The sequence below is a fragment of the Salibaculum sp. genome, from assembly GCF_035270045.1.
Lineage (GTDB): Bacteria > Pseudomonadota > Alphaproteobacteria > Rhodobacterales > Rhodobacteraceae > Salibaculum.
Map to the genome: position 1 here is coordinate 51453 of NZ_DATFIP010000062.1, position 22829 is coordinate 74281.

Annotated in this window: 20 protein-coding genes and 1 tRNA gene; 13 read left to right on the forward strand and 8 right to left on the reverse strand. The window is 65.4% G+C overall.

The window, feature by feature from the left end:
* The first annotated feature begins 42 nt into the window (after nt 1-42).
* The 3 genes from recA (at nt 43) to VJ897_RS11420 (ending at nt 4464) form a co-directional block, all read left to right on the forward strand.
* Nucleotides 43-1116, forward strand: coding sequence for a recombinase RecA (gene recA / locus VJ897_RS11410; protein ID WP_324055790.1), 1074 nt, complete (start codon nt 43-45; stop codon nt 1114-1116).
* 134 nt (nt 1117-1250) lie between these two features.
* Complete coding sequence (alaS, locus tag VJ897_RS11415) at nt 1251-3899, forward strand: alanine--tRNA ligase (protein ID WP_324055791.1); 2649 nt, start codon at nt 1251-1253, stop codon at nt 3897-3899.
* 277 nt (nt 3900-4176) lie between these two features.
* Nucleotides 4177-4464 carry a DUF1330 domain-containing protein gene (locus VJ897_RS11420; protein ID WP_324055792.1) on the forward strand — a complete coding sequence of 96 codons (288 nt, stop codon included), beginning with the start codon at nt 4177-4179 and terminating at the stop codon, nt 4462-4464.
* Nucleotides 4465-4513: 49 nt separating this feature from the next.
* On the opposite strand, the gene typA is transcribed toward VJ897_RS11420, so the two are convergent.
* From typA to VJ897_RS11455, 7 genes are all read right to left on the reverse strand, one after another.
* Nucleotides 4514-6334, reverse strand: coding sequence for a translational GTPase TypA (gene typA, locus VJ897_RS11425; RefSeq protein ID WP_324055793.1), 1821 nt, complete (start codon nt 6332-6334; stop codon nt 4514-4516).
* Nucleotides 6335-6482: 148 nt separating this feature from the next.
* Nucleotides 6483-6794 carry an SMR family transporter gene (locus tag VJ897_RS11430; protein ID WP_414706737.1) on the reverse strand — a complete coding sequence of 104 codons (312 nt, stop codon included), beginning with the start codon at nt 6792-6794 and terminating at the stop codon, nt 6483-6485.
* Between the two features lie 27 nt (nt 6795-6821).
* A complete protein-coding gene (locus VJ897_RS11435) occupies nt 6822-7433 on the reverse strand; it encodes a YitT family protein (protein WP_324055795.1) in 612 nt (203 codons plus the stop codon).
* A gap of 83 nt (nt 7434-7516) precedes the next feature.
* Nucleotides 7517-8731: an NADP-dependent isocitrate dehydrogenase gene (locus VJ897_RS11440; protein WP_324055796.1), complete on the reverse strand. Its 1215-nt coding sequence runs from the start codon at nt 8729-8731 to the stop codon at nt 7517-7519.
* Between the two features lie 77 nt (nt 8732-8808).
* A complete protein-coding gene (locus VJ897_RS11445) occupies nt 8809-11013 on the reverse strand; it encodes an NADP-dependent isocitrate dehydrogenase (protein ID WP_324055797.1) in 2205 nt (734 codons plus the stop codon).
* Nucleotides 11014-11160: 147 nt separating this feature from the next.
* Nucleotides 11161-11406 (reverse strand): hypothetical protein, encoded by a 246-nt coding sequence (locus tag VJ897_RS11450; protein WP_324055798.1) that lies wholly within the window; start codon nt 11404-11406, stop codon nt 11161-11163.
* Nucleotides 11406-12059, reverse strand: a complete 654-nt coding sequence (locus tag VJ897_RS11455) for an alpha/beta hydrolase (RefSeq protein WP_324055799.1) — start codon at nt 12057-12059, stop codon at nt 11406-11408. The genes VJ897_RS11450 and VJ897_RS11455 overlap by 1 nt, the downstream gene beginning before the upstream one ends.
* Nucleotides 12060-12215: 156 nt before the next feature.
* Between VJ897_RS11455 and iscR the strand changes: the two genes are divergently transcribed.
* The 9 genes from iscR to VJ897_RS11500 all read left to right on the forward strand — a co-directional run bounded on the left by iscR (nt 12216) and on the right by VJ897_RS11500 (nt 20876).
* The gene (iscR, locus tag VJ897_RS11460; protein ID WP_324055800.1) at nt 12216-12674 is read left to right on the forward strand and encodes a Fe-S cluster assembly transcriptional regulator IscR; all 459 of its coding nucleotides are present in this window, start codon (nt 12216-12218) and stop codon (nt 12672-12674) included.
* A 100-nt stretch (nt 12675-12774) separates the two neighbouring features.
* Nucleotides 12775-13818, forward strand: a complete 1044-nt coding sequence (locus VJ897_RS11465) for a cysteine desulfurase family protein (protein ID WP_324055823.1) — start codon at nt 12775-12777, stop codon at nt 13816-13818.
* Nucleotides 13819-13846: 28 nt separating this feature from the next.
* On the forward strand, nt 13847-15373 hold the full coding sequence (gene sufB / locus VJ897_RS11470) for a Fe-S cluster assembly protein SufB (protein WP_324055801.1): 1527 nt from the start codon (nt 13847-13849) through the stop codon (nt 15371-15373).
* A gap of 76 nt (nt 15374-15449) precedes the next feature.
* Nucleotides 15450-16343, forward strand: a complete 894-nt coding sequence (locus VJ897_RS11475; protein ID WP_324055802.1) for an FkbM family methyltransferase — start codon at nt 15450-15452, stop codon at nt 16341-16343.
* A 151-nt stretch (nt 16344-16494) separates the two neighbouring features.
* The gene (sufC, locus tag VJ897_RS11480) at nt 16495-17250 is read left to right on the forward strand and encodes a Fe-S cluster assembly ATPase SufC (protein WP_324055803.1); all 756 of its coding nucleotides are present in this window, start codon (nt 16495-16497) and stop codon (nt 17248-17250) included.
* The gene (gene sufD / locus VJ897_RS11485; RefSeq protein WP_324055804.1) at nt 17250-18557 is read left to right on the forward strand and encodes a Fe-S cluster assembly protein SufD; all 1308 of its coding nucleotides are present in this window, start codon (nt 17250-17252) and stop codon (nt 18555-18557) included. The genes sufC and sufD overlap by 1 nt, the downstream gene beginning before the upstream one ends.
* Nucleotides 18557-19051: a hypothetical protein gene (locus VJ897_RS11490; protein WP_324055805.1), complete on the forward strand. Its 495-nt coding sequence runs from the start codon at nt 18557-18559 to the stop codon at nt 19049-19051. Before sufD ends, VJ897_RS11490 begins: the two co-directional genes overlap by 1 nt.
* Entirely contained in the window at nt 19048-19656 is a 609-nt protein-coding gene (locus VJ897_RS11495; RefSeq protein ID WP_324055806.1) for a YIP1 family protein, read from the forward strand. Before VJ897_RS11490 ends, VJ897_RS11495 begins: the two co-directional genes overlap by 4 nt.
* The gene (locus VJ897_RS11500) at nt 19653-20876 is read left to right on the forward strand and encodes a cysteine desulfurase (RefSeq protein ID WP_324055807.1); all 1224 of its coding nucleotides are present in this window, start codon (nt 19653-19655) and stop codon (nt 20874-20876) included. The genes VJ897_RS11495 and VJ897_RS11500 overlap by 4 nt, the downstream gene beginning before the upstream one ends.
* Nucleotides 20877-20894: 18 nt before the next feature.
* Here the strand turns inward: VJ897_RS11500 and VJ897_RS11505 are convergent, their stop codons facing one another.
* Nucleotides 20895-22385 (reverse strand): fused MFS/spermidine synthase, encoded by a 1491-nt coding sequence (locus tag VJ897_RS11505; RefSeq protein WP_324055808.1) that lies wholly within the window; start codon nt 22383-22385, stop codon nt 20895-20897.
* 223 nt (nt 22386-22608) lie between these two features.
* On the opposite strand from VJ897_RS11505, the gene VJ897_RS11510 reads away from it, so the two are divergent.
* Nucleotides 22609-22685: transfer RNA gene (locus VJ897_RS11510), tRNA-Arg, on the forward strand.
* Nucleotides 22686-22829 lie beyond the last annotated feature (144 nt).

The window sequence follows — 22829 nt, forward strand, 5'->3', positions numbered from 1 at the left end:
CAATTGCTGCCCGCGGGCGGGTATGGAATAAGGGTTTCACACATGGCAACGGCAGATCTCCTCAACATGACAGACAAAGCATCGGCAGATAAGCAAAAGGCCCTCGATTCCGCCCTGGCGCAGATCGAGCGGCAATTCGGCAAGGGGTCCATCATGAAGATGGGCGGCGACAATGCCATGCGCGACATCGAGGCGACCTCGACCGGGTCGCTCGGCCTGGATATCGCGCTGGGCATCGGCGGGCTGCCCAAGGGCCGCATCATCGAGATCTACGGTCCCGAATCGTCGGGCAAGACCACGTTGACGCTGCACGCCGTGGCCGAGGAACAGAAAAAGGGCGGCGTCTGCGCCTTCGTTGACGCCGAGCACGCGCTTGATCCGCAGTATGCCAAGAAACTGGGTGTCGACCTGGACGAGCTTTTGATCTCGCAGCCCGACACGGGCGAACAGGCGCTGGAAATCACCGATACGCTGGTCCGATCGGGCGCGGTCAACATGATCGTGGTCGACTCGGTCGCCGCGTTGACCCCGAAATCCGAGCTTGAGGGCGACATGGGCGACAGCAGCGTCGGTGTCCAGGCCCGCCTGATGAGCCAGGCGATGCGCAAATTGACCGGCTCGATGAGCCGGTCCAACTGCATGGTCGTCTTCATCAACCAGATCCGCATGAAGATCGGTGTCATGTTCGGCAGCCCCGAGACCACCACCGGCGGCAACGCGCTGAAATTCTATTCTTCCGTGCGGCTCGACATCCGGCGCATAGGCGCGGTCAAGGACCGTGACGAGGTCGTGGGCAACGCCACCCGCGTCAAGGTCGTCAAGAACAAGGTCGCTCCGCCCTTCAAGCAGGTGGAATTCGACATCATGTATGGCGAGGGCATATCGAAGAACGGCGAGCTTCTCGACCTGGGCGTAAAGGCCGGCGTGGTCGAGAAATCGGGCGCCTGGTTCAGCTACGGTGACGAGCGCATCGGCCAGGGGCGCGAGAACGCCAAGACCTTCCTGAAGGAAAATGCCGCCATCGCCCATGATATCGAGGACAAGATCCGCGCCGCCCACGGGCTGGAGTTCGACTCGCCGCCCGATGGCGATGACGACGCCCTGGTCGAGGGCTGAGCGCCGGGCGGCGCGACAGACCGAAAATCGGGGGCACCGGTCGTTTGGCCGGTGCCCCTTTCGCATCCGCGCCCTGTGGACAGTCGCGCGGCCCAAGGCTATTTCTGACCGGCCATAAACCCCGGGATGCGATCATGACCAGCCTTGCCGATATCCGCAGCACTTTCCTCGACTATTTCAAGCGTCAGGGCCACGCCGTCGTGCCCAGTTCGCCCCTGGTGCCGCGCAACGATCCGACGCTGATGTTCACCAATTCCGGGATGGTGCAGTTCAAGAATCTTTTCACCGGCCTGGAACATCGCGACTACCAGCGCGCCACCACCAGCCAGAAGTGCGTGCGGGCGGGCGGCAAGCACAATGATCTGGACAATGTCGGCTATACCGCCCGGCACCATACCTTCTTCGAAATGCTGGGAAATTTCAGCTTCGGCGACTATTTCAAGGCCGAGGCGATCCCCTTCGCCTGGGAACTGCTGACCCGGGAGTTCGGCATCGACCCGTCGCGCCTGCTGACAACGATCTACCATACCGATGACGAGGCCCATGCGCTGTGGCGCAAGATCGGCGTTCCCGACGACCGGATCATCCGCATCGATACCGCTGACAACTTCTGGCAGATGGGGCCGACCGGCCCCTGTGGCCCCTGCACGGAAATCTTCTACGATCACGGCGATCACATTCCCGGCGGCCCGCCGGGCAGCCCGGACGAGGACGGGGACCGTTTCATCGAGATCTGGAACATCGTTTTCATGCAGAACGAGCAGTTCGAGGACGGTTCAATGAAAGCATTGGACATGCAGTCCATCGACACCGGCATGGGGCTGGAACGGATCGGCGCGCTGTTGCAGGGCAAGCACGACAATTACGACACCGACCTGATGCGCGCGCTGATCGAGGCCAGCGCGAATGCCACGAGCGTGGACCCCGATGGCGGTGGCAACGTGCATCACCGGGTGATTGCCGATCACCTGCGCTCTACCTCTTTCCTGATCGCCGAGGGGGTGCTGCCGGGCAACGAGGGGCGCGGTTACGTGCTGCGCCGGATCATGCGCCGGGCCATGCGCCACGCACACCTGCTGGGCGCAAAGGACCCGGTCATGCACCGGCTTGTTCCGGAACTGGTCAAGCAGATGGGCGGGCATTACCCGGAACTGAGCGAACGCCAGGCCACGATCGAGGAAACCCTGCTGGGGGAAGAGCAGCGTTTTCGCCAGACCCTTGACCGGGGCCTGAAACTGCTGGCCGAGGAAACCTCGGACATGAAGGAAGGTGAGGCGCTTGCCGGGCAAACCGCCTTCAAGCTCTATGACACCTACGGGTTTCCGCTGGACCTTACACAGGATGCCCTGCGCGACCGAGGAATCCAGGTCGATACCGATGGCTTCGATGCGGCAATGGCGGAACAGAAGGCCAAGGCGCGCGCGGCCTGGGCCGGATCGGGCGAGGCGGCGGACGCCGACGTCTGGTTCGACATCGCAGATGAGCACGGGGCGACGGATTTCCTGGGCTATGACACCGAAAAGGCCGAGGGCCAGGTCGTCGCGATCGTCCGTGGCGGCGACAGGACCGAGAGCGCCAAGGCGGGCGAGACCGTGCAGGTTGTCTGCAACCAGACACCCTTCTACGCAGAGGCCGGCGGCCAAGTGGGCGACAGCGGCACGCTGACGACGGACACCGGCGCAGCCCGGATCACCGACACGAAAAAGGCCGCCGGGGTCTTCATCCACTTCGCGGAGGTCACCGAAGGCGAGATGTCCACGGGCCAGGGCGCGGAACTGGAAGTGGACCACGCCCGCCGCACCACGATCCGCGCCAACCACTCTGCCACGCACCTGCTGCACGAAGCCCTGCGCGAGGCGCTGGGGGATCACGTCGCGCAGCGCGGCTCGCTCAATGCGCCCGACCGTCTGAGGTTCGACTTCAGCCACGCCAAGCCGATCTCTCTGGACGAGATCCGCGCGATCGAGACCCGCGTGAACGGGATGATCCGCCAGAACAGCCCCGTCACCACCCGCATCATGACACCCGATGATGCCCGGTCGCTGGGTGCGCAGGCGCTCTTTGGCGAGAAATACGGCGACGAGGTGCGTGTCGTTTCCATGGGCAAGGCCGAGACCGGCAAGGGGCTGGACGGGCAGACCTGGTCGATCGAGCTTTGCGGCGGCACCCATGTGCGCCAGACCGGCGATATCGGCGCCTTCGTGTGCCTGTCCGACAGCGCCTCCAGCGCGGGGGTTCGCCGGATCGAGGCGCTGACCGGGCAGGCCGCGCTGGACTATCTGACGGGGCAGGACCACCGGTTGGCCGAAGCGGCGCTGGCGCTGAAAACCCGGCCGGACGACGTACCCGACCGCCTCAGGACGGTCCTCGAGGAGCGTCGCGCCCTCCAGAACGAGGTTGCGCAGCTCAGACGCGAACTTGCGATGGGCGGCGGCGGATCGAACGGGCCCGACGCACGGGAGATCAATGGTATACCCTTCACCTCTCAGGTGCTGTCCGGGGTGACCGGCAAGGACCTTCCCGGTATCATCGACGACATGAAGGGCCGGATGGGCAGCGGGGCCGTCTTGCTGATCGCCGATGCGGGCGACAAGGCGGCGGTGGCCGCAGGCGTGACACCGGACCTGACCGAAACCGTCAGCGCCGTGGACCTTGTCCGCGCAGCCGTGGGCGAGTTGGGTGGCAAGGGTGGCGGCGGCCGCCCGGACATGGCCCAGGGCGGCGGAAAGGATGCGGGCAATGCCCAGGCCGCCATCGCGGCGGCGGAAAAGGTGTTGGGCTGAGCGCCGAGCCGATCGCGCGAAACGAGGTCCCGCGTCCCGAAGACGCGCCACATATGCCGCGTAGACGGAGGCCCGTGCCGCCGAACGCGGCCGGCGTTTCCCGGTAAAGGCGAGGCAACGCGTGCTCGAGCGGCCGGATGCGCGACCGCCACTGTGTCGCGGAATTCCCCGATTGCGCCACCGCGGAAGCGTGGTATGACAGGTTGCCAGACGACGACAGTCTGCCAAATGCCCGGCGCGCCGCGCCGCGTGTTCTCGTTATGATGGAGGGGACCTGATGCCCGCACTCTGGATTGCCCATGTCACGGTGACGGACCCTGACGCCTATGGCGAATACGCCAAGCTGGCCGGACCGGCCGTTGCCAAGCATGACGGCACTTTCCTGGCCCGTGGGGGTCGCGTCGTGCAACTGGAAGGCAAAGAACGGCCGCGAAACGTGGTTGCACGCTTCCCGTCGGTCGAGGCGGCCGTGGAGTGCTACAACAGCCCCGACTACCAGGAGGCGCTGAGCCACGCGCGCGGCGCGTCCGAGCGCGAGCTCATGGTCATCGAAATCGACGAGTAACCTGTTTCCCGGGCCTGTCGGCCACGGGAATAAAGGCGTGCAATCCTGGTCAGCCTGCCGCCTTGGCTTGGCGTTTGCGCTCGTGGGGGTCAAGGTGACGCTTGCGCAGGCGGATGGCGTTGGGCGTGACCTCGACCAGTTCGTCATCGTCGATATAGGCGATGGCTTCTTCCAGCGAGAGCGTCACAGGCGTGGTCAGGCGCACCGCCTCATCCGTGCCCGAAGCACGCACGTTCGTGAGCTTCTTGCCCTTGAGCGGGTTGACCTCGAGGTCGTTTTCACGGGAATGCTCGCCGATGATCATGCCCTGGTAGACGTCCGTCTGGGCGCCGATGAACATCTTGCCGCGGTCCTCCAGGTTCCACAGGGCAAAGGCGACGGATTGGCCGTTCTCCATCGAGATCAGCACCCCTTGGCGGCGGCCGGGAATCGGGCCCTTGTGCGGGGCCCAGCCGTGGAACATGCGGTTGAGCACGCCGGTGCCGCGCGTGTCGGTCAGGAATTCGCCGTGATAGCCGATGAGCCCGCGCGCTGGCACGTGGGCCACGATCCGCGTCTTGCCCGCCCCGGCCGGTTTCATCTCGACCAGTTCGCCCTTGCGCGGGCCGGTCAGCTTTTCGATCACGGCACCGGAATGGTCGTCGTCCACGTCGATGGTGACTTCCTCGATCGGTTCCATGCGCTGGCCGTCCTGCTCCTGGAACAGGACCCGGGGGCGCGAGATCGACAGTTCGAAGCCCTCGCGGCGCATATTCTCGATCAGAACGCCCATCTGCAATTCGCCGCGTCCGGCGACGTCGAAGGCCTCGCCACCGGGCGTATCCGTGACCTTGATGGCGACGTTGATCTCGGCCTCCCTCATCAGGCGCTCTCGGATCACGCGAGACTGGACCTTCTTGCCGTCGCGGCCGGCCAGCGGGCTGTCGTTGATGCCGAAGGTGACGCTGATGGTCGGCGGGTCGATTGGCTGGGCCGGGATCGCCGCGGTGACCTCGGGGGCGCAGATCGTGTCGGCCACGGTGGCCTTGGCCATGCCAGCGATGCTGATGATATCGCCGGCAACGGCTTCCTCGATGGGCTGCTGGGCCAGGCCCCGGAAGGCCAGGATCTTGGAGACCCGGAAGCTCTCGATCTTGTCGCCCTTGCGGCTGAGGGCCTGCACGGTGGCCCCCGGTTTCAGCGTACCGCTTTCCACCCGGCCCGTCAGGAGCCTGCCAATGAAGGGGTCGGCGCCCAGTGTGACCGCGAGCATGGAAAACGACTCGGACTTGGCTGAGATCTGCCGGGGCTCGGGCACGTGATCGACGATCATGCTGAAGAGCGCGGTAAGGTCCTTTTGCGGACCGTCGATTTCGGCGTCGGCCCAGCCTGCGCGTCCCGAGGCGTAGAGATAGGGGAAATCGAGCTGGTCCTCGTCGGCATCCAGGGCCGAGAAGAGGTCGAAAACCTCGTCGAGGGCGCGGTCGGGTTCGGCGTCGGGCTTGTCGACCTTGTTGAGCACCACGATGGGCCGCAGCCCCAGGGCCAGCGCCTTGGAGGTGACGAACTTGGTCTGCGGCATCGGCCCCTCGGCGGCATCCACCAGCAGCACCACGCCATCGACCATCGACAGGATGCGTTCCACTTCGCCGCCGAAGTCCGCGTGGCCTGGCGTGTCCACGATGTTGATGCGCGTCTCGCCCCATTCGACGCTGGTTGCCTTGGCCAGGATCGTGATGCCGCGCTCGCGTTCGAGGTCGTTGGAATCCATGGCGCGCTCGGCCACGGCCTGGTTTTCGCGGAAGACCCCGGATTGCTTGAGAAGCTCGTCCACGAGCGTGGTCTTGCCGTGGTCGACGTGGGCGATGATGGCGATATTGCGCAGGTCCATGCGGGTGTCCTTTGGAAGAGTTGCGCAGGCCATATCGCGGGGCCGGGCGAAAGGGTAGGGGGTGTGTTCAAATTGTCTGCTGCGCAGCCATTATTTGCCTGATTGGGGCGCTGCCCCAAACCCCGGGATATTTCCGGCCAGAAGACGCCTAGTGGACGGCGGTCTTGGAAAAGAGCTGGATGATCACGATCCCGGCGAGGATCAGGGCCATGCCGAACACGGCGGGCAGGTCCAGCGTCTGCCGGAACACCAGCCAGCCGATCAGCGCGATGAAAACGATGCCCAGTCCCGACCACATGGCATACATGATGCCCACGGGCATGTATCGCAGCGTCAGCGAGAGCAGGTAGAAACTGATCGCGTAGGCAACGACGACCAGGACCGATGGCCAGAGCCGGGTGAACTGCTGGCTGGCCTGCAGGGCGGAGGTGCCGATGGTTTCGGCGGCGACGGCGAGCATCAGCCAGATGAAATGCTTTGGCATGGATTATCGTCCCGTGTAGCGGTCATGGCGGTGGTTGGTGGCGATGATCAGGTTGGCGACCACCGCGCCAGCCAGCGAGAAGAGCACCAGCCGCGGTTCCATGATGGCGAAAGCCGCGGCGAAGAGCGCCACGTCGAAGGCCAACTGGACATAGCCCGCGCGGAACCCGGTGCGGTCCTGGATCACCAGCCCCAGCACGCCGACCCCGCCCAGCGACGCGCCGTGGCGGAAGATCACGATCAGGCCCAGCCCGGTGACGCCGCCGATCAGCAGCGCGCCAAGCACCGGGTCCAGTTGGTCGAAGCGGACGAGGCCCGGGAAGGTCTCTGCCATCACGGACAACAGGGTGACGCAGACCAGGCTCTTGACCACGAAGCGGCGGCCCAGCCGCACCCAGCCCAGCCAGTAGAAGGGCAGGTTGAGCACGAAGAAGATCGGGCCGAAAGACCAGCCGGTAACATAGGACAGGAGCACCGCCAGCCCGGCCGTCTGCCCGGTGATCAGGCCCAGGTGCGTGAGCATGGTGATGCCCAGCGCGCACATGGCCGTGCCGAGGGCGAAGGCCTGGGCGTCTTCCAGCGTGGAATGCGGGGTCGTGGGGATATCCTGCGCCATGCGCGTCCGCTAGGCCACCGTGCGGCCGGTGTCAAAACGAAAAGCCCCGCGGGCTGAATGGCCAATCGCGGCTCTGGCGTGGCTCAGCCCTTGAGCGCCTTGTCCAGGTTCGCGTCGATCCTTTCGAGGAAGCCCTCGGTCGTCAGCCAGCGCTGGTCGGGGCCCACAAGCAGGGCCAGGTCCTTGGTCATGTCGCCGCTTTCGACCGTGTCCACGATGACCCTCTCCAGGGTTTCGGCAAAGGTCTTGAGCGCCGCGTTGCCGTCCAGCTTGGCCCGGTGCTTGAGCCCCCCGGTCCAGGCATAGATCGAGGCGATGGAATTGGTCGAGGTCGCCTCGCCCTTCTGGTGCTGGCGGTAGTGGCGGGTGACGGTGCCATGGGCGGCCTCGGCCTCGACGATCTTGCCATCGGGGGTCATCAGTTGCGATGTCATCAGGCCAAGGCTGCCGAAGCCCTGCGCCACGGTGTCCGACTGCACGTCGCCATCGTAGTTCTTGCAGGCCCAGACGAAGCCGCCGTTCCACTTCATGGCACAGGCGACCATGTCGTCGATCAGGCGGTGTTCGTACCAGATGCCGGCCGCGTCGAAGCTGTCCTTGAACTCTTCCTCGAAGACCCGCTGGAACAGCTGCAGAAACTGGCCGTCATATTGTTTCAGGATGGTGTTCTTGGTCGAGAGATAAAGCGGCCAGCCCATGTTCAGCGCGTAATTCATCGAGGCGCGGGCGAAGTCGCGGATCGAATCGTCAAGGTTGTACATGCCCATGAAAACGCCCGAGGACGGCGCATCGTAGACCTCTTCCTCGATCACGGTGCCGTCTTCGCCCACGAATTTCATGGACAGCTTGCCGGGACCGGGAAACTTCATGTCCGTGGCGCGGTACTGGTCGCCGAAAGCGTGGCGACCGATCACGATGGGCTTGGTCCAGCCGGGCACGAGGCGCGGCACGTTGCGGCAGATGATCGGCGCCCGGAAGACCACGCCGCCAAGGATGTTGCGGATCGTGCCGTTGGGGCTGCGCCACATCTTTTTCAGGCCGAATTCCTCGACCCGTGCTTCGTCGGGGGTGATCGTGGCGCACTTGACCGCCGCGCCGATCTCCCTGGTCTTTTCGGCGGCGTCGATGGTGACCTGGTCCTCGGTGCGGTCGCGCTCCTCGATACCCAGATCGTAGTAGAGCAGGTCGATATCCAGATAGGGCAGGATCAGCTTGTCCTTGATGACCTGCCAGATGATGCGGGTCATCTCGTCGCCGTCCATCTCGACGATTGGGTTGTCTACCTTGATCTTCGACATGGGACCCTCCTGCATGGGTTCGGGCTTGGAAACCGGCGCGCCCGTTGGGGCCGCGCCGGTCGGTGTCTTGGGGTGGGTCAGCCGATGATGTCGTTCAGCGTCGCACTCGGGCGCATGACCTGCGCAAGCCTGGCGTCGTCGTTCATGTAATAGCCGCCGGTATCGGCCGGCCGGCCCTGTGCCGCGGCCAGGTCGCCGGTGATCTGGGCCTCGCCCTCGGACAGCGCCTTGGCCAGCGGTGCGAATTCGGCGGCCAGGTCCGCGTCATCGGCCTGGGCGGCCAGCGCCTCGGCCCAGTAGCGGGCGAACCAGTAGTGGCTGTCGCGGTTGTCGGGCTCGCCCACCTTGCGGCTGGGGCTGCGGTCATGATCCAGCACGCCCTGCGTCGCCGCCTCGACCGCGTTGCCCAGGACGCGGGCCTTCTCGTTGCCCTTCTGGTCGGCCAGGAACTTGAAACTCTCGCCCAGAGCACAGAACTCGCCCAGGCTGTCCCAGCGCAGGTGGTTTTCTTCGTGCAGTTGCTGGACGTGCTTGGGGGCCGAGCCCCCGGCGCCGGTCTCGAACAGCCCGCCGCCGTTCATCAGCTTGACGATGGACAGCATCTTGGCGCTGGTCGCCAGTTCCAGGATCGGGAACAGGTCGGTCAGATAATCGCGCAGGACATTGCCGGTGATGGCGATGGTGTTCTCGCCCTTTGTAATAGTCTCCAAGCTGGCGCGGGTCGCCTCGCGCGGGGCCATGATCTCGAATTTGGCTTCGACACCAGCGGCTTGCAGGATCGGCTTCACGTATCGGATCAATTCGGCGTCATGGGCGCGGGCCTCGTCCAGCCAGAAGATCGCCCGGTATCCGGTGGCCTGTTGTCGGTCGATGGCCAGCTTGACCCAATCCTCGATCGGGGCCTTGCGCGCACTGGCCGAGCGCCAGATGTCGCCCGCCTGAACAGTGTGCTGATGCAGCACGGTGCCATCGTCGAGGATCATCTTGACGGCGCCGGCCTGCGGGATCTCGAAGGTTGTGGGGTGGCTGCCGTATTCCTCGGCCTTCTGTGCCATCAGTCCGAGGTTCTGGACGGTCCCGGCGGTCGCCGGGTCCAGCTTGCCGTTTTCCTTGAAGAACTTGATCGTTTCGTCATAGACCGGCGCATAGGAATTGTCGGGGATGACGCAATTGGTGTCGTGCTGGGCGTCGTCCGGTCCCCAGCCCTTGCCACCGGCCTTGATCAGCGCAGGCATCGAGGCGTCGATGATCACGTCGCTGGGCACGTGCAGGTTGGTGATGCCCTTGCCGCTGTCGACCATGTACATGGGTGGACGCTCGGCCATGACCCGCTCGATCTCGGCCACGATCTCGGGCTTGTCGGAAACGCGGTCGAGCAGCGCGCCCAGCCCGGAATTGGGATCGACGCCGGCGGCCTTCATCTCGTCGCCGTACTTGTCGAAGACCGGCTGGAGGAACTGCCGCACCGCGTGGCCGAAGATGATCGGGTCGGACACCTTCATCATCGTTGCCTTCATGTGCAGCGAAAAGAGCGTGCCCTCGGTCTTGCTCTTCTCGATTTCCTCGGCCAGGAAGGCGTCCAGCGCGGCGGCGCTCATGTAGGTGGCGTCGACGACGGTGCCCGCCGGGTAGAAGACACCCTCTTTCAGCATGGTCTCGCCGTCGGCGGTTTCAAGTACAATCCGGGCGGTCGCGTCCGTGTCCAGCGTGGCCGAGACCTCGTTGGAAAAGAAATCGCCGCCCTGCATGGAGGCAACGCGCGTCTTGCTGGAGGCGTCCCAGTCGCCCATGCGGTGCGGGTTGTCCTGGGCGTATTTCTTGACGGCCCCGGCGGCGCGGCGGTCGGAATTGCCCTCGCGCAGAACCGGATTCACCGCGGACCCCTTGATCGTGTCGTACTTGGCCCGGACGGCCTTTTCGGCATCGGTCTTCGGCTCGTAGGGATAGTCAGGCAGGGCGAAGCCCTTGGCCTGCAGTTCCTTGACGGCCGCGACCAGCTGCGGCTCGGAGGCCGAGATGTTGGGCAGCTTGATGACATTGGCATGGGGCTGCTTGACCAGGTCGCCCAGCGCGGCGAGGTCGTCGGGCAGGCGCTGGTCGGGCGCCAGCTCGTCCGAGAAGGTGGCCACGATGCGGCCCGCGAGCGAGATATCCCGGCTGCCAACGCGAATGCCCGCCGCCTTGGCGAAGCGCTGAACGATCGGCAAGAGCGAGGCGCTGGCCAGTTCGGGGGCCTCATCGACCTTGGTGTAGATGATGTCGGGGGTCTCGGAATGGGACATGGAATCGCCTTTTCGCTTCACTCGGGGTGGGGCGCGCCGCCAGGGCGTGCGGCGCCTGTTGTCTGCCCCTTAGCGGAAATGCCGCCCCGATGGAAGATGGTATGCGATAGTATACCAGATTATGCCGGATTTGCCGCAGCCCCGGGATCAGTCGCCCGACCGGCCCTTGAGGTTCGCCTCAATCTGGTGCAGCCGATCCTTGAGAAAGCCGCGGGCCTTGCGTTCGGCCATGCGGATCCGGACCTGCGTCAGGAAGGCCTCTTCCAGCGTTTGCGAGGATGCGCCGATGACGTCGCCCACCTCGACGAACAGGCGGTCCTCTCCGGTGGCGTCCTGAACCTCGATCACGTCCTCGGCGAGCCGGGCGGCCAGGGTCTCGACGTCTTGGGCCATCAGCGCGTCGTTTCGGTCAGCCGGTGCGAAACGTAGCCCGAGACGGTCTCGATCATGGTGTCCATGTGCGCGTCCTCGAAGAAATGCCCCGCGCCGGGCACCTCTTCATGCGTGACGGTGATGCCCTTCTGCTCGTGCAGCTTGCTCACAAGTGCGGTGGTGTCGGAGGGCGGGGCCACGCGGTCGGCGGCGCCGTTGATGACCAGCCCCGAAGAGGGACAGGGCGCCAGGAAAGAGAAGTCGTACATGTTCGCTGGCGGGCTGACCGATACGAAGCCGCTGATCTCGGGGCGGCGCATGAGCAACTGCATCCCGATCCAGGCCCCGAAGGAAAACCCGGCGACCCAGCAATGCTTGGCGTTCTGGTTCATGGATTGCAGGTAGTCCAGCGCCGAAGTGGCATCGGCCAGTTCGCCCACGCCCTGGTCGTATTCGCCCTGGCTGCGGCCAACCCCGCGAAAGTTGAACCGCAGCACGTTGAAGCCCAAGTTGAAGAAGGCGTAGTGCAGGTTGTAGACAACCCGGTTGTTCATGGTGCCGCCGAATTGCGGATGCGGGTGCAGGATGATGGCGATGGGCGTGTCACGTTCCCGACGGGGGTGATAGCGTCCTTCGAGACGTCCTTCGGGTCCTGGAAAGATGACTTCGGGCATTGCGGTCCGTTCATGTCCGGGGCACGGCTTTCTTGACGGAAACGCTCGGCCACCTTAGAAGTGTTCTAATCCGGCGCGATCGCTCCGGCCATATCGACCTAATGGGGCGCCGCGCCTTCGTCAACTGACCGGCGCGACGACAAGCGGGGAAAGACCATGAAACTCAGCACCAAGGGGCGCTACGCGATGGTGGCGCTGGTCGATATTGCCCTTCAGCCCGAGGGATCGCTCACCTCCCTGGCGGAATTGTCGAGGCGGCAGAGCATTTCCCTGCCCTACCTGGAGCAGCTTTTCGTCAAGCTTCGCCGGGCGAAACTGGTCGAGAGCGTGCGCGGCCCCGGCGGCGGCTATCGCCTGGCCCGGCCCGCGCCCGAGATTCGCGTGGTCGAGGTGCTGGCGGCGGTGGACGAGACCGTGGACGCCATGCACACCGGCGCCGGCGCCTCGGGGGGGCTGTCGGGATCGCGCGCGCAGTCGCTGACCAACCGGTTGTGGGAGGGGATGTCGGCGCATGTCTATGTTTTCCTGCACCAGACCCGCCTGTCAGATGTGGTGGGCAATTCCCTGGCGCCTTGTCCGGCGGTCCCCTCGCTGTTCGAATTGGTGGACGAATGATGGGGCGAGACTGGATGGCCTGCCGCGGACCCGCTGGTGATAGGTTGGGGGCTCTGCCCCGAACCAGGGGATATTCCGGGCCGGTAGACCCGGTTGCATGATGCGGCGCGTCTACCTCGATCATAACGCCACCGCCGCGCTGCGCCCCGAGGCGCGCGCGGCCATGCTCGAGGCCTACGACGTGGTCGGCAACCCATCAAGCGTGCACACCGAGGGGCGCGCGGCCAAGGGACTGCTCGAAAAGGCGCGCGCGCAGGTGGCCGAGGCGCTGGGCGCGATGGGCTCGGACATCGTCTTTACCTCGGGGGCGAGCGAGGCGGCGGCGCTGGCGCTGGCCGGGCGCGGCCTGTCCGGCGCCAGTATCGAGCACGATGCGGTCTGGTCCTGGATCGACCCGGTGCTGCCGGTGGATGGGCAGGGCCGGGTCGCCGTGCAGGCCCCCGGCGTCACCGCGTTGCAGTTGGCCAATTCCGAGACGGGCGTCGTGCAGGATCTGCCCCGCGGCCTCGCCGTCAGCGACGTGACCCAGGCAGTGGGGCGTCTGCCTTTTGCCCATGACTGGTCTGGGGCGGAAATGGCGGTGCTGTCGGCCCACAAGTTCGGCGGGCCCAAGGGGGTCGGGGCGCTGGTCGTGCCTCAGGGTAGTGACCTTGCCGCGCGCATCCGCGGCGGCGGGCAGGAGATGGGTCGTCGCTCGGGCACCGAGAACCTGCCCGGGATCGTGGGCATGGGGGCGGCGATCAGCGCCGCCGTGGCCGAGCTTGCGGCCGGGCGCTGGGAAGAAATCGCACAATTTAGAAATATTCTAGAAAATGCTCTTGAGGCTGCCTCAAAGGAGACTATTTTCGTCGGGAAAGGGGCCGATCGCCTGCCCAACACGACCTGCTTCGTGACACCCGGCTGGAAAGGGGAGACGCAGGTCATGGCCATGGATCTTGCCGGGTTCGCAATCAGTGCCGGATCGGCCTGTTCCAGCGGCAAGGTCACGGAAAGCCGGGTGCTGCGCGCACTGGGTTTCGACGCCGGGGCGGCGGGCTGCGCCACGCGGGTCTCGCTGGGGCCCGGAACCACGCAAGAGGACGTGCTGCGCTTTGCGGACGTCTGGGCAGAAAAGCTGAGGAAACACCGCGCCCGCGCCGCATGACGGGTGCGCAACGAAAGGGGAATAGGGAATGACCGCGATGGACAAGCTGGACGTGGACGTCAAGGAAGGCGTCGATCAGGAAACCGTGGATGCGGTCAAGTCCCTGGGCAAGTACAAGTACGGCTGGGAGACGGATATCGAGATGGACTATGCCCCCAAGGGGCTGACCCGCGATATCGTCAAGCTGATCTCCGAGCGCAACGAGGAGCCCGGCTGGATGACCGAGTGGCGGCTGGCCGCCTACGATCGCTGGCTGGAGAAGGAAGAGCCCGAGTGGGCCATGATCGATTACCCGCAGATCGACTTCCAGGAACAGTATTACTATGCCCGGCCCAAGAGCATGGCCGAGAAGCCCAAGTCGCTTGACGATGTCGATCCCAAGCTGTTGGCCACCTACGAGAAGCTGGGCATTCCGCTCAAGGAACAGATGGTGCTGGCCGGCGTCGAGGGCGCCGAGGACGCCCCCGCCGAGGGTCGCAAGGTCGCCGTCGATGCGGTCTTCGACTCGGTTTCCGTCGGGACCACCTTCCAGGAGGAACTCAAGAAGGCCGGTGTCATCTTCTGTTCGATCTCCGAGGCCATCAAGGATCACCCGGAGCTGGTCAAGAAGTACCTCGGGTCGGTCGTGCCGGTTTCGGACAACTTCTATGCGACGCTGAATTCGGCGGTCTTCTCGGACGGGTCCTTTGTCTATGTTCCGCCGGGCGTGCGCTGCCCGATGGAGCTGTCCACTTATTTCCGCATCAACGCGGAAAACACCGGCCAGTTCGAACGCACGCTGATCATTGCCGACAAGGGCAGCTATGTCAGCTATCTCGAAGGCTGCACCGCGCCCCAGCGCGACGAGAGCCAGCTGCACGCCGCCGTCGTCGAGATCATCGTCGAGGAAGACGCCGAGGTGAAGTATTCCACGGTGCAGAACTGGTTTCCGGGCGACGAGAACGGCAAGGGCGGCATCTACAACTTCGTCACCAAGCGCGCCGACTGCCGGGGCGACCGGGCCAAGTGCATGTGGACACAGGTCGAGACCGGGTCGTCCGTCACTTGGAAATACCCGTCCTGCATCCTGCGTGGCGACGACAGCCAGGGCGAGTTCTATTCCATCGCAATCACCAACAACTGGCAGCAGGCCGACACCGGCACCAAGATGGTGCACCTGGGCAAGAACACCAAGTCGCGCATCGTCTCCAAGGGGATCAGCGCGGGGCACGCCCAGAACACCTATCGCGGGCTTGTCTCGATGCATCCCAAGGCCAAGAACAGCCGCAATTTCACCCAGTGCGACAGCCTGCTGATCGGGGATACCTGCGGCGCACATACCGTCCCCTACATCGAGGTGAAGAACAACTCCTCGCGGGTGGAGCATGAGGCCACCACCAGCAAGATCGACGAGGACCAGATGTTCTATGCCCGCAGCCGCGGCATTGACGAGGAAGAAGCCGTCGCGCTGATCGTGAACGGTTTCGCCAAGGACGTCCTTCAGGCCCTGCCCATGGAATTCGCCATGGAAGCTCAGCAGCTTGTGGCGATCTCGCTGGAAGGGAGTGTCGGCTGATGCCCCTGTCGCTCCTGTCTCGTCCCATGGCTTGGCGGGCTGCCCGCCCGGCCTGTGCCTTGCCGGGCTGATACCGATGTCCCGTCTTGAGGTCCTGTCGCGCCACCTGTCGCCCGCGCGCGCCATGCGCGTTTGCGACGTCGGCGCCAACCCGCTGGGCGCGCCGCCTTACCAGCCCCTGCTGGAGGCGGGCCTGTGCGATGTCTACGGCTTCGAGCCGCATGCGGAGGCCTTTGCCAAGCTGCAGCAGACCAAGTCCGACCGGGAAACCTATTTCCCGGTCGCCATCGGCCGTCCGGGCGAGCGTGTGCTGCACGTGCATCCCAATTCCGGTTTCACCTCGCTCTTTCCCTTCGATGGGCGGGCGCTGGGCCAGCTGGGCAAGGAAAAGTGGATGTCTCCGCGCCGCCCGATCGAGACCGTGCCGATGCGCACCACCGGGCTGGACGAGGTCACGGGCCTGCCGGGTGTCGACGTGCTCAAGATGGACCTGCAGGGCGCCGAGGGCGAGGTGGTCGAGACCGGCCCCCGGACCCTGTCCGAAACCGTGGCCATCCTGACCGAGGTCCGGTTCCATCGGATCTACGAGGATGAGCCGGTCTTCGGCGATCTGGACGCGACGCTGCGGGCCAACGGCTTCAAGCTGCACAAGTTCCTGTTCACCAAGTCCGTGATGTTGCCGCATGACCACGAGGACCTTGTCCATCGCCCCGCCATGACCAGCCAATTGCTGGACGGCGACGCGGTCTACCTGCGCGATGTGCCCGGCCCCGACGCGCTGTCGGATGACCAGTTGGCGCATCTTGCGCTGGCCGCGGACACGATGTTCGACAGCCCGGACATCGCGTTGCAGGCGTTGGGCGCGCTGGCCCGACGCGGGCGCGCGGAGCCGGGCGCGGCCCCCGCCTACGCCGAGGTGCTGGAGCCCCGGCGAAAGGCGCGTGACACGCGCAAGACCGAAAAAGCGTGATCATGGCCGGGATGCAAGCCAACGAAATCGACATGGAGTCGGGGCGCGGGCGGCGTCGCGTGCCGCGGCCTCGGACCGGTCCAGGTCGGACCCTGTCATCAAACCCCGCCGGGCGACCGTCAGCCCCGGCCCATTGTAGAAAGAGGTAAAAATGCTGAATATCAAGAATCTGCACGTCAAACTTGAAGAAGAGGACAAGCAGATCCTCAAGGGTGTCGACCTCGAGGTCGAAGCCGGCAAGGTCCATGCCATCATGGGGCCGAACGGGTCGGGCAAATCGACGCTTTCCTATGTTCTCTCGGGCCGCGAGGGCTACGAGGTGACGGATGGCTCGGTGCATCTCGAAGGCGAAGACGTACTGGCCCTGGAGCCCGAGGAGCGCGCGGCCCTTGGTCTTTTCCTGGCCTTTCAGTACCCGGTCGAGATCCCGGGCGTGGGTAACATGACCTTCCTGCGCACGGCGCTGAACGCCCAGCGCAAGGCCAAGGGCCAGGAGGAGATGAGCGCGGCAGATTTCCTCAAGCTGATCCGGGCGAAGGCCAAGGACCTCAAGATCGATGCCGACATGCTCAAGCGGCCGGTCAACGTGGGCTTCTCGGGCGGCGAGAAGAAGCGTAACGAGATCCTGCAGATGGCCGTGCTCGAACCGAAGATGTGTATTCTCGACGAGACCGACTCGGGGCTGGACGTGGATGCCATGAAGCTGGTTTCAGATGGTGTGAACGCGCTGCGCGAAGAGGGCCGCGGTTTTCTCGTGATCACCCACTACCAGCGTCTTCTGGACCACATCGTGCCGGATGTCGTGCACATCATGGCCCACGGCAAGATCGTCAAGACAGGCGGTCCGGAACTGGCGCTTGAGGTCGAGAGGAACGGCTACACCGACATCATGGCGGAGGTGGCCTGATGCCCGCGATCGCCAAGGAAAAGCTCGCGCAGCTGAAACGCGACACGACCGAGGAGCGCCTGGCAGGCATGACCGCGCCCATGGGGGCCGGCTGGGCCTCCGAGGCGCGCGCTGCAGCGCAGGCGCGCGTGCGTGACATGGGCCTGCCGCATCCGCGCGACGAGTACTGGAAGTTCACCCGCCCCGAGACCCTGGTTGAGGCCGACGCGCCACACGCGGCGCTTTTCGACGGGGGCGAGCCGCACCTGTTCCACGATCGCGCGCGGTTGCACCTCGTGTTCCGAGATGGCGTGCTGGACGAGGCCGCCTCGGACGCGCTGGCCCTGGACGGGATCGAGATCGAGCGCCTGGGCAAGGCCCTGGATACCGACATCCACTGGGCGCGCGATACCTACGGCGTGCTCGAGGAGGCGGGCCAGTCGCCGGTGCCGCGTCCGCTGGCCGCGCTGAACACCGCCTATGCCACCGATGGCGTGGTCATCCGGGTGACCGGCACCCCGGCGCACCCTGTCTGCCTGACCTACCTGCACGAGGACGAGACCTCGGATGCGATCCTGCACCACGTCATCCGCGTGGAGAAGGGCGCCGAGATGACCTTGCTGGAAACCGGGCCCGGCGCAGCGCGGGTCAACCAGGTCATGGAGGTGGACATCGAAGACAGTGGCCGATTGCACCACATCCGCGCGCAGGGGCGCGACCACGAGCGCCGCGCGGTGACGGGCACCTTTGCCCGACTGGGCACCGAAAGCACCTTCAAGTCCTTCACCATGACCGTCAACGGCGTGATGACCCGCAACGAATGCGTCGTCACGCTGACCGGCGACGATGCCGTGGCGCACGTGGCCGGGGTTTGTGTCGGCGACGGCAAGGACTTCCACCACGACGATACGGTCTTCGTCACCCATGACGCAGTGAACTGCGAAAGCCGCCAGGTCTTCAAGAAGGTGCTGCGCAACGGCGCCACGGGCGTGTTCCAGGGCAAGATCCTGGTCAAGGACGGCGCCCAGAAGACCGATGGCTACCAGATCAGCCAGTCGTTGCTGCTGGACGACGACAGCCAGTTCCAGGCCAAGCCCGAGCTGGAGATCTACGCCGACGACGTGGCCTGTTCGCACGGCTCGACCTCGGGCGCGATCGACGAGACGGCGCTTTTCTACCTGCGCTCTCGCGGGGTGCCCGAGGCCGAGGCCACGGACCTGCTGGTGCTGGCCTTCCTTGCCGAGGCGCTCGAAGAGATCGAGGACGAGGACATCGCCGGCGAAATGGTGGACCGCCTGAGCGGCTGGCTGGAGCGGCGCGCCGCCTGATGCCGGTCTCGAACGACATCGTCCGGACCTACAGGGGGCCCCGCCGCGTGGTGCGGGGCCTTCTCGACATGGGCCCGCGCGAGGACCGCGCGATCATGTGGCTCATGGCGGGCTGCCTGATCGTCTTCGTGTCGCGCCTGCCGGCGCTGCAGCGCGAGACGGTCCTGGCCGATGGTGACTTTACCCGCGACGCGACCTATGCCTTTTTCGGGCTGATGATGGTTGCACCGTTGATGTTCTACCTGCTGGCTTTCCTGGGCCGTGTTGCGGCCTATCTGCTCGGCGGACGGCCGGGTGGTTACGGTGCCCGGGTGGCACTGTTCTGGGCCTGGCTGGCGGCGGCGCCGCTGGCATTGTTCTATGGGCTGCTCTCGGGGCTCAACGGGGCAGCGGCCCCTGCGACCCAGGGGATCGGCGGGCTGTGGCTGCTGATATTGTTGCTGTTCTGGATATCCGGCCTTGTCGAGGCCTCCAAGGGGGAAACACGATCTTGATAACCGAAGCCGATCTGAAGGCGCTCGTGCGCCAGACCGTCACATCCCCCGCAGCGGCCGGGGCCTATCTGCGCGATCTGGACCTGCCGCGCGAGGTGGGCTGGATGGTGCTTGTCCTGGCGGGCGTGGGCTCGGCACTGCTGACCGGGCTGTCGGACCTGATCGTGCCACCCCAGCCCATCACCCTGGAATCGGGCGAGACGGTTGCGGCGCCGCGGCTGTCACCGATCCTGTGGGGTGTCCTCTCGACGGCCAGCGCCGCGTTGCTGACGGCGGCGCTCTGGCGGATCGGGGGCATGATGGGCGGGCAGGCCGATTTCAAGCTGATGCTAAGCCTGATGGCCTGGTTGCAACTGTTCATGGTGCTGGTGCTGGCGGCGCAAGTGGTGCTCTTGCTGCTGGCGCCCTTCCTGTCCGTCTTTGCCATGATCGCGGGCCTGGTGATATCGCTGCGGGCCATGGCGCATTTCGTTTCGCTGGCGCATGGCTTCGACAGCCTCGGTCGCGCCGCCAGCGTGATCGTCCTGTCTTTTCTGGCCATCTCCTTCGCGCTGGTGCTCTTCCTCGGCGCGTTCGGGGTCGGCGCGAACGGAGGTCAGCCATGAGTTATGATGTCGCCACGGTCCGGGCCGATTTCCCGATCCTGTCGCGCGAGGTGAACGGCAAGCCTTTGGTCTACCTCGATAACGGGGCCAGTGCGCAGAAGCCGCAGGTGGTGATCGACACGATCACCCGTGCCTACGCCGAGGAATACTCGAACGTGCATCGTGGCCTGCACTACCTGTCCAACATCGCGACCGAGAAATACGAAGGCGTGCGCGGCACCATCGCGCGGTTCCTCGGGGTCGCGGACGAACGCCAGATCGTGATGAATTCCGGCACCACCGAGGGCATCAACACGGTGGCCTATGGCTGGGCCATGCCCCGGATGCAGGCGGGTGATGAGATCGTGCTTTCGGTCATGGAGCATCACGCCAATATCGTGCCCTGGCACTTCCTGCGCGAACGGCTGGGCGTGAAACTGGTCTGGGTCGACGTGGACGCGAACGGCGACCTCGACCCCGAAAAGGTGCTGGGGGCCATCACCGACCGCACCCGGCTGATCGCGGTGACACATTTGTCCAACGTGCTGGGCACGGTGGTGGACGTGCGGTCCATCTGCGACGGCGCCCGCGACAAGGGCGTGCCGGTTCTGGTGGACGGCTCGCAGGCGGCGGTGCACATGCCGGTTAACATCGACGGGATCGGCTGCGACTTCTACACCGTCACCGGGCACAAGCTCTACGGCCCCAGCGGGTCCGGCGCGCTTTATATCCACCGGGATCGCATGGCCGAGATGGAACCCTTCATGGGCGGCGGCGACATGATCCGCGAGGTCACCAAGGACACGGTTACCTACAACGATCCGCCGATGAAGTTCGAGGCCGGCACGCCCGGTATCGTCCAGATGATCGGGCTCGGCACGGCACTCGATTACATGATGGGCCTCGGGATGACGGAAATCGCCGCCCATGAACGGGGACTGCGCGACTATGCCCGCGACCGCCTGGACGGGCTCAACTGGCTGAACGTGCAAGGAAAATCCGAGACCAAGGCGGCAATCTTCTCGTTCACGCTGGACGGCGCGGCACATGCCCACGACATCTCGACCATCCTCGACAAGAAGGGCGTCGCGGTGCGCGCGGGCCAGCATTGCACCGGGCCACTGATGGATCACATGGGGGTTTCGGCAACCTGCCGGGCCTCTTTCGGGCTCTACAACACCACGGACGAGATCGACGCGCTCGTGGACGCGCTGGAGCTGTGTCACAAGCTGCTTGACTGAGCGGGCCGCGCGGCAGGGTCAGTCGGCCGGCCCCATCAGCCGGGCGATCGGGGCAAAGTCATCCGTAAGGGTGAGGGTGTCGGCTGCGGCGATGCCCGCGACCATGGCGTCGGACAGGGCCGCGAAACGGATCGGATCCGGGCTGCGGGTGCGAAAGCCGGGCAGGGCGGTCCGCTCGGTACCCGCCACCACCACGAAGACCATGCGCTGGCCCGGCGCTGGTGCGGCGGCTTCGGTCCAGACCTCGACCACCGGGAAGACCGTTTGCAGGGTCCGCACCACCGCGCCAAGGACCTGCAACCGGTCCTCGAAGTCGATCACGTTCATCAGGTAGCTGCCGCCGGGTTCCAGCCGCATGCGGACCAGCTGGTAGAATTCATGCGTGATCAGGTGGGCCGGCACCGCGATGTCGGTGAAGGCATCGCCAAGGATCACGTCGTAGCGGTCGGGACGATTGGCAAGGGCGACGCGGGCGTCCATGTGCAGGATCTCGGCCGTCCCGGGATCGAACCAGAAGTCCCGCGCTGCGATCCGGGTCACCTGCGGGTCGATCTCGGCCACCGTGACAGGCCCGCCGTCGCGCTCGGCGATGGCGCGCGGGATGGAATAGGTGCCGCCCCCGATGTGAAAGCTGGAATAGTCCGGCCGGGTGGCGCGAATCCGGGACAGCCCGTCCAGCATGGCGGCATGGTCGGTGAACATGACCTGCGGGGCGTCCCGCGCGCTTGTTCCGTGGACCAGATGATCGAGCACCATCATCCGCGCCGGGCGCGTTGGGTCCGTGGACATGTCCACCGTTCGGATGCAGAAATAATCGCTTTCCACCTGGCAGGGCGAGGGCGCGGCGACCGCCCAGCCCGCGAGCCCCAGCGCCAGCACCGAGGCCAGTCCGGCCGGGACCTGCCGCGCCCTGGCCCAGCCCAGGCAGAGCAGCCCCGAGAACAGGTAGGTGACGGTGACCACCGCCAGCGTCAGGGCCGAGCCCAGCCAGGAAATGAACAGGAAGCCCGCCAGCAGGGTTCCCGCGATGGCGCCGATGGCCCCCGCCGCAAAAAGAGCGCCCAGCGCCTTGCCGCTGTCGCGCCCGGTCTGCACGCCGATCTGTGCCAGGACCGGCGCGGGCACGCCGGCAAAAAGCGAGGGCAGGAAGAACACCGCACCGCAGAGCACAACGATGGCCCAGACCGGGTGATCGACCCCTGCCAGCACCGGCCCCGCGATCCAGCGCAGCAGGCTTGCCGCCAGTGCCGTCGTCACCGCGGCCCCGATCAGCGTCCAGCCCGTAGCGCGTAGCGCCTCGGGCCGCCCGGCGATGCGCCCGCCCCACCAGTGCCCGGCCGAGAAACCCGCAAGCACAACGGCGATGATGGCCGTCCAGGTGTAAAGCGACATGCCCACGTAGGGTGCCAGCATCCGGCCCGCCACGATCTCGACCACCAGCGAGGCCGCGGACACCACGACCTGTATGGCGACCAGCAGCCATAACGGCATATGTCCCCCGAATTTCATGGCCGACATTTGTCCCGCGACGCCGGGCAAGGGCAAGCCGAAAGTGGTTGCGCGGGGGATCGTGGCGCGGTATCCGGACATCAACGGACATTGGACCGGTCGGAAACAGCGTTTCCCGCCGAAGGCGCTTAGGCGTAGGTGCCAAGGCCGTTTGAAAAGGAAGAATGACCCGTCACCCGGGCAGGCGCGACGAGACCTGCAATCAAAGGGGACGGAAGAATGGGCGCCCGTAGCTCAGCTGGATAGAGTGTCGGCCTCCGAAGCCGAAGGTCACAGGTTCGAATCCTGTCGGGCGCGCCACTTCCTTTTTTGGATGCAGTTCATCTGGAACTCTGCACTTTTCTGGCTGTGCCGCGCGTCGCGCCCCGGAGCCGACAGGACATGTCGTGTCGGCATGGACGCGAATGGTCTGTGCGAATGAACATGGGCAGCGGATGCGCGGCT

Excerpts from the sequence above, each read along its gene's own strand:
- recA (WP_324055790.1), top strand. The coding sequence starts at position 43 with ATGGCAACGGCAGATCTCCTCAACATGACAGACAAAGCATCGGCAGAT.
- alaS (WP_324055791.1), top strand. The coding sequence starts at position 1,251 with ATGACCAGCCTTGCCGATATCCGCAGCACTTTCCTCGACTATTTCAAG.
- VJ897_RS11420 (WP_324055792.1), top strand. The coding sequence starts at position 4,177 with ATGCCCGCACTCTGGATTGCCCATGTCACGGTGACGGACCCTGACGCC.
- typA (WP_324055793.1), bottom strand. The coding sequence starts at position 6,334 with ATGGACCTGCGCAATATCGCCATCATCGCCCACGTCGACCACGGCAAG.
- VJ897_RS11430 (WP_414706737.1), bottom strand. The coding sequence starts at position 6,794 with ATGCTCGCCGTCGCCGCCGAAACCATCGGCACCTCCGCCCTGCAGGCC.
- VJ897_RS11435 (WP_324055795.1), bottom strand. The coding sequence starts at position 7,433 with ATGGCGCAGGATATCCCCACGACCCCGCATTCCACGCTGGAAGACGCC.
- VJ897_RS11440 (WP_324055796.1), bottom strand. The coding sequence starts at position 8,731 with ATGTCGAAGATCAAGGTAGACAACCCAATCGTCGAGATGGACGGCGAC.
- VJ897_RS11445 (WP_324055797.1), bottom strand. The coding sequence starts at position 11,013 with ATGTCCCATTCCGAGACCCCCGACATCATCTACACCAAGGTCGATGAG.
- VJ897_RS11450 (WP_324055798.1), bottom strand. The coding sequence starts at position 11,406 with ATGGCCCAAGACGTCGAGACCCTGGCCGCCCGGCTCGCCGAGGACGTG.
- VJ897_RS11455 (WP_324055799.1), bottom strand. The coding sequence starts at position 12,059 with ATGCCCGAAGTCATCTTTCCAGGACCCGAAGGACGTCTCGAAGGACGC.
- iscR (WP_324055800.1), top strand. The coding sequence starts at position 12,216 with ATGAAACTCAGCACCAAGGGGCGCTACGCGATGGTGGCGCTGGTCGAT.
- VJ897_RS11465 (WP_324055823.1), top strand. The coding sequence starts at position 12,775 with ATGCGGCGCGTCTACCTCGATCATAACGCCACCGCCGCGCTGCGCCCC.
- sufB (WP_324055801.1), top strand. The coding sequence starts at position 13,847 with ATGACCGCGATGGACAAGCTGGACGTGGACGTCAAGGAAGGCGTCGAT.
- VJ897_RS11475 (WP_324055802.1), top strand. The coding sequence starts at position 15,450 with ATGTCCCGTCTTGAGGTCCTGTCGCGCCACCTGTCGCCCGCGCGCGCC.
- sufC (WP_324055803.1), top strand. The coding sequence starts at position 16,495 with ATGCTGAATATCAAGAATCTGCACGTCAAACTTGAAGAAGAGGACAAG.
- sufD (WP_324055804.1), top strand. The coding sequence starts at position 17,250 with ATGCCCGCGATCGCCAAGGAAAAGCTCGCGCAGCTGAAACGCGACACG.
- VJ897_RS11490 (WP_324055805.1), top strand. The coding sequence starts at position 18,557 with ATGCCGGTCTCGAACGACATCGTCCGGACCTACAGGGGGCCCCGCCGC.
- VJ897_RS11500 (WP_324055807.1), top strand. The coding sequence starts at position 19,653 with ATGAGTTATGATGTCGCCACGGTCCGGGCCGATTTCCCGATCCTGTCG.
- VJ897_RS11505 (WP_324055808.1), bottom strand. The coding sequence starts at position 22,385 with ATGAAATTCGGGGGACATATGCCGTTATGGCTGCTGGTCGCCATACAG.